The sequence below is a fragment of the Butyrivibrio sp. INlla14 genome, assembly GCF_900102515.1.
Lineage (GTDB): Bacteria > Bacillota > Clostridia > Lachnospirales > Lachnospiraceae > Butyrivibrio.
The window spans coordinates 1-5,446 of the sequence record NZ_FMVS01000062.1 but is presented as its reverse complement, the minus strand read 5'-3'; the positions used below and the strand labels follow the sequence as shown (position 1 = coordinate 5,446).

The 5,446-nt window shown below is 40.4% G+C and carries 6 protein-coding genes; all 6 read left to right on the top strand.

Going from position 1 to position 5,446, the window contains the following annotated elements; translation table 11 throughout:
- A partial coding sequence (locus tag BLO53_RS18725) for an N-acetyl sugar amidotransferase (protein ID WP_207648491.1) occupies window positions 1-1,045 on the top strand: 1,045 nt, incomplete at its 5' end.
- 193 nt (window positions 1,046-1,238) lie between these two features.
- Window positions 1,239-2,504 carry an N-acetyl sugar amidotransferase gene (locus tag BLO53_RS18720; RefSeq protein WP_092065195.1) on the top strand — a complete coding sequence of 422 codons (1,266 nt, stop codon included), beginning with the start codon at window positions 1,239-1,241 and terminating at the stop codon, window positions 2,502-2,504.
- Window positions 2,505-2,641: 137 nt separating this feature from the next.
- A complete protein-coding gene (gene hisH, locus BLO53_RS18715; RefSeq protein ID WP_092065192.1) occupies window positions 2,642-3,253 on the top strand; it encodes an imidazole glycerol phosphate synthase subunit HisH in 612 nt (203 codons plus the stop codon).
- 58 nt (window positions 3,254-3,311) lie between these two features.
- The gene (locus tag BLO53_RS18710; RefSeq protein WP_092065189.1) at window positions 3,312-4,094 is read left to right on the top strand and encodes an AglZ/HisF2 family acetamidino modification protein; all 783 of its coding nucleotides are present in this window, start codon (window positions 3,312-3,314) and stop codon (window positions 4,092-4,094) included.
- Between the two features lie 185 nt (window positions 4,095-4,279).
- Complete coding sequence (locus BLO53_RS19400) at window positions 4,280-4,444, top strand: hypothetical protein (RefSeq protein ID WP_176757372.1); 165 nt, start codon at window positions 4,280-4,282, stop codon at window positions 4,442-4,444.
- Window positions 4,437-4,802 carry a hypothetical protein gene (locus tag BLO53_RS18705; protein WP_092065186.1) on the top strand — a complete coding sequence of 122 codons (366 nt, stop codon included), beginning with the start codon at window positions 4,437-4,439 and terminating at the stop codon, window positions 4,800-4,802. Before BLO53_RS19400 ends, BLO53_RS18705 begins: the two co-directional genes overlap by 8 nt.
- Window positions 4,803-5,446: the final 644 nt, after the last annotated feature.

Genomic DNA, 5,446 nt, shown 5'->3' with positions numbered 1-5,446 from the left:
CTGCGTTATGGACACTTCAGATCCAGACATCACATTTGATGAAAATGGCGTGTGCATGCGCTGTAATGAATATAAAAATAGAATCCTTCCTGAGTGGAATCATGGACAAGGCCATGAGCAGGAACTTCAGAATCTAATCACTGCAATCAAGGAAAGTGGCAAGAACAATAAATACGATTGCATTCTTGGCCTTAGTGGAGGTCTGGACAGCTCATATATGCTCCATCTTGCAGTAAAAGAGTGGGGGCTTAGACCTTTTGTTTTCCATATAGATGCAGGTTGGAATCTTCCTGTTGCAGAGGCAAACATAGAGAAATTAACCAAAAAGCTGGGCGTAGAACTTCATACTGAGAAAATGGACTGGGAAGAGATGAGACAGATGCAGCTCGCCTGGTTCAGAACAGGCCTTGAAATGTTGGATGCTCCGCAGGATCACGCCTTTATTGCTCTTATAGACAGATACTCAAGAGAACTAGGTGTCAAGTATATCTTAAATGGCTATAACATTGCCACAGAGATTATAGCTGATCCAGAGTCCTGGGCTGAAGGCTCAGGCCCTACAGGCGATGGTACCTTTATGAAGGACGTTATCCGCAAATACTGTGATATCCCTATAAAGCACTACACCTTTACAAACGGCTTTAAGCATAAATTCTGGATTCCGTATGTTCTCGGAGTTAAGACACTTAAGCCTCTTAACTTGGTACCAATAACAAGGCAGCAGATGATAGATACACTCGCGTCAGAATACGACTATCAGCCTTATGGTCAGAAGCACTTCGAAGATCTTATAACTAAGTTCCTAGAAGGTTATTGGTCTCCTAATAAATTCGGCCATGACATCCGTAGAGCACAGCTCTCTAGCCTTGTTGTAACAGGCCAGATGACTAGAGATGAAGCCCTTAGAATCCTCGAACAGCCTCCGATTACAGAAGCTGAGGCAAAAGAGCTATTCTCAGAGGTAGCTAAGAGACTGGAAATATCAGAAGAACAGCTCAAAGCTTTCTATGATCTTCCAAGATGCCAGACAAAGTTCAGAAGCTAGCAACACATCTATAATGCAGGCATCAGACTATATGAGCTTTTGGGAATAGAAAAACGAATCAGGAAGTAAAGATAACCTATTTCCAAACAAGGATAAATTAATTAGGGGCATAATAGAAGCGAAACAGAAGCCAGCAGGCCAATTCATAAGCAAATAGAGCACAAGCATTATAAATAATGCGTCACACACAAATATGAACAATACAATAAACGAAGCAACAGATAATAAAACTAACCATATAGTAGGCAATTATGTCTCAGACACAGAGTCTAATACAGTACCTAATACAGTGTCGAATGGAGAAGCCAACAAAACTGCATCACACATTCGCCCCTACCAGCGCTGCACACGTTGCGTCATGGACACCACCGATTCCAAGATTACCTTTGATGAAAATGGAGTCTGTGACCACTGTCGCAACTTTGACAAGAACATAGCCCCATACTGGAAGCCCAAGGAAAATCGTATGGATGAGCTTATGCAGCTTGCTGAGACTATTAAGAAGGCTGGTAAGAACAGCGAATACGACTGCATATTGGGCTTATCCGGAGGAGCGGACAGCTCTTACCTTGCATATATTGCCAAGGAAGTTATGGGCCTAAGGCCTCTGGCCTTCGTAGTGGACACAGGCTGGAATCTCAACGTTGCAGTAGATAACATTGAGAAGATAGTAAAAGGCCTTGATCTTGATATGTACACGGAAGTTATCAACTGGAAAGAAATGGCTGATCTTCAGCTCTCGTTTTTCAAGTCTGGCATTTCATCACAGGACTTTCCTCAGGATCACGCAATCTTTTCCGCGCTATATAACTACGCAGTTAAGCATAAGATTCACTACGTTCTCACAGGCTCCAATAATGCCACAGAATTCATCCGCCCGCCAGTAGAGTGGATTTACATGAATGACCTTACCATGGCCATGGACATTCACAAGAAATTTGGCAAAAGAGAACTCAAAACCTATCCAACCTGCGGTATGCTAAAGTACAAGATTTACTATAGATACTTCAAAAAAATGCACAGAGTGTACCCTCTGGACTATGTCATCTACAATAAGCCAGAGGCAGAACAGCTCCTTCATGAAAAATACGGTTGGAACAAGTATGAGAACAAGCATTACGAGAATGTCTTCACCAGATTCTTCGAAGGCTATTACCTTCCTCACAAATTTGGATTTGATACCCGCAAGAACGTACTATCCAATGAAATCCTTGCTGGCACCATTACCAGGGAGGAAGCCATTAAGCGCCTGGAGCAGCCGCCATATGATACTGACCTCATGATGCAGGATAAAGAGTACATTGCCAAAAAGCTAGGCGTATCCACAGAAGAATTCGAGGCTATAATAGAAGGCCCTAAAAAGACGCCTGAAGATTACAAGAACTCAATGTGGATGATAAGACTAGGGGTCGCTGTTAACAAAATGCTGGGCATGGAGCGCAGGAATCTTAGAGTTTAAGCTAAGAAAATGACAAACTATTGCAAGTATACTAACGATACTGGTACAAATTAAAAAGTAGCGAGAATTGACATCAATAAATGGATGTCTATCTAGCAAGACAATAACATATAACACAACAAGAATTGGAACACACAATGATAGGAATAATAGATTACGGCCTTGGAAACTTGGGCTCGATAAAAAACATGCTGAAGATCATCGGTGAGAAAGCCATAATATCCTCTGATACAGCAGAACTTGATCACTGCGATAAATTAATTCTCCCCGGTGTTGGAGCTTTTGATGCAGGCATGAGTAAGCTTAATGAGACAGGCCTAACGCAGTACATAAAAGACACAGCACTAATAGCCAAGAAGCCAATATTAGGGATATGCCTAGGAATGCAGCTTCTAGGTGAAAAGAGTGAAGAAGGAACACGCCAAGGACTTGGCCTTATTCCATTTGAGAGTAAACGCTTTCAGGTGAAGGATCAAAACCTTAAGGTCCCACACATGGGCTGGGACATTGTAGATATACAAAAAGACATACCTCTAACCAAGGACCTCTTTGACAAGAGACAGCGTTACTACTTCGTGCATTCCTATCATGCTGTATGCAATTCACCTGATAACGTACTTATGACCTGCGATTATGGCTATGAATTTGCTGCCGCTGTGGTAAAAGAAAATGTGATGGGCGTTCAGTTCCACCCTGAAAAGAGCCACAGCTTTGGAATGCAGCTACTAGAGAACTTTGTAAAAATGTAGATGACACTGACATAAATTAAATCCAGTCAATGACGACAACTTGTGATAAGAGAATAATATGTACAATAGACCAAGAATCATCCCTGTCCTCCTCATAGATGACAGAGACCTCATAAAAACTAAACAATTTGGTGAAAGAACTTATCTGGGAGATCCAGTCAACGCGGTTAAAATCTTTAACATCAAAGGTGTAGACGAACTCTCAATCCTAGATATAGGTGCCACCAAGAACCACAAAGAACCAGACTTTGAACTTCTTGCTGATATAGCAAGCGAAGCCTTCATGCCTCTTAGCTATGGCGGTGGTATAACCAATATCAATCAGATAAGAAAACTACTTGCAATTGGTTATGAGAAAGTTGTAATAAACACAGCACTTATAGATAATCCAGATTTGATAAAACAGGCAGCAGAGCTTTTTGGAAGCCAGAGCGTTGTGGCTTCAATTGATGCCAAGAAAACAGCGACAGGCCATGAAGTATACGTAGAAGACGGAACAAGAAAAACAGGCATAACTCCAGCAGAACTAGCCAGGAAAGCCTTGGAACTTGGTGCAGGTGAAATAATCATCAACTCTATAGACAATGATGGGATGATGCAGGGGTATGACCTAGAACTTGTAAGAAATATAGCAGATGCTGTAGATATCCCTGTGACAGCTATAGGCGGCGCTGGAGGAATACAAGATCTTAAGAAAGTGCTAACAGAGGGCCATGCTCACGCGGCAGCAGGCGGAAGCATGTTTGTGTTCTATGGAAGGCTAAGAGCAGTGCTTATTACGGCACCGAGGGAAGAGAAATTGGTGGAAGAGGGAGTATATGATGAAATCAAACAATTATAATAGTTGGATTTTATCAAAATGTAGTATGTTATAGTTATAGATACCACAAAATATTATGGATTGTAATATTGTTGACTAAAGGTATAATGAAAGTAAAGAAGATGTTATTGTATGCTTGCCTAGTTATGCGTAGAAGTATAGTCTAGGTAGGCTTTTTGTACTCTAAGAGAGATGAGGTGAGGGCTATGAGTAATCAGATGACAGCTCCGAATGATGAACGCTACTGCTCTATCGAAGAGTCCATCAAAGAATCATTTGAGGAAATTAGGCTTATGAGAGAGGGCAAAAAGAAAAAGAATACGCTTGAAGATTTATGGGCAGAAATGGCGGAATGGAAAAAGGATGAGTAATTATACGGTTATACCAACTGATAAATTTATAGAAGACATGGAGTTTTACTATAAGAAAAAGAAATATACTCATATAGATGAGGACGTAAAAAAAATTACGGATGAGCTCGAAAAGGGGAATTTGTTGGGGACAGAGATTCCCAATATTCAAGTTGCAGTCGGAGAACATACTTATAAGGTTAGGTCTGCCAATACGGATGCAAAGGTAGGGGCTTCCAATGGCTATCGAATAATATATTATGTAGTTAAAGACGATTCGGAAATCTTTTTGGTTACAATATATTCTAAGAAGGATGGCAACAGGATACCTAATAATAGTGAACTTGTTGAATGGATTGGAAAATATTGTGTGAGTTGAGCGGTGTGATAGCACCGCTCATTTTTTGAAATGAAATAAGACTTGATAGCTAGTTATTTTGTAGTTTCTAATATTTTTCTTAATAGTAGTATTGATTTTTGAATTTCATCGTTAGTAATCTTGGTCTGGTAATCGGGATGATCAATGAGGTTTCTTATATATGTAGGCAAAGTACAATAGATAGTGCTTGGATGGTTGGCGTTTATACTCCTTTTATAGTGCAAGGTACTATCATAAGGGGAGGAAGCAGCGATTGCTTTGTCTGTGGATAATATAGATGAAGTGGTGTTAAATCTTTTTTGAATATATCCATATAATGATGTTGGGGTCAAAAGCCCCTTGAATCTAAAACTATAGTTGCTAATCCCTAATGGGATTTACATATATCTGTCCCTTGAAAAGTTAATACAAACCGCATAAACACTGGGAGACATGGCGAAAGCATGATAGAATATAAGTATCAAATCCACGAGGTACATGTCATGTCATTTCGCACAAATGATTCCCAGCAGATTTCAATGTTTGATAGTTTTAACGTCTTGACTGAAAGAGAGCAGAAAGCTCTGGTCAGGTCATGGGCAAAAGTGTTTGCAGAAGAGATATTTCCAACAATAGATGAGGAACGTTTCTCTGTACTATACTCT

Excerpts from the sequence above, each read along its gene's own strand:
- BLO53_RS18720 (WP_092065195.1), top strand. The coding sequence starts at position 1,239 with ATGAACAATACAATAAACGAAGCAACAGATAATAAAACTAACCATATA.
- hisH (WP_092065192.1), top strand. The coding sequence starts at position 2,642 with ATGATAGGAATAATAGATTACGGCCTTGGAAACTTGGGCTCGATAAAA.
- BLO53_RS18710 (WP_092065189.1), top strand. The coding sequence starts at position 3,312 with ATGTACAATAGACCAAGAATCATCCCTGTCCTCCTCATAGATGACAGA.
- BLO53_RS19400 (WP_176757372.1), top strand. The coding sequence starts at position 4,280 with ATGAGTAATCAGATGACAGCTCCGAATGATGAACGCTACTGCTCTATC.
- BLO53_RS18705 (WP_092065186.1), top strand. The coding sequence starts at position 4,437 with ATGAGTAATTATACGGTTATACCAACTGATAAATTTATAGAAGACATG.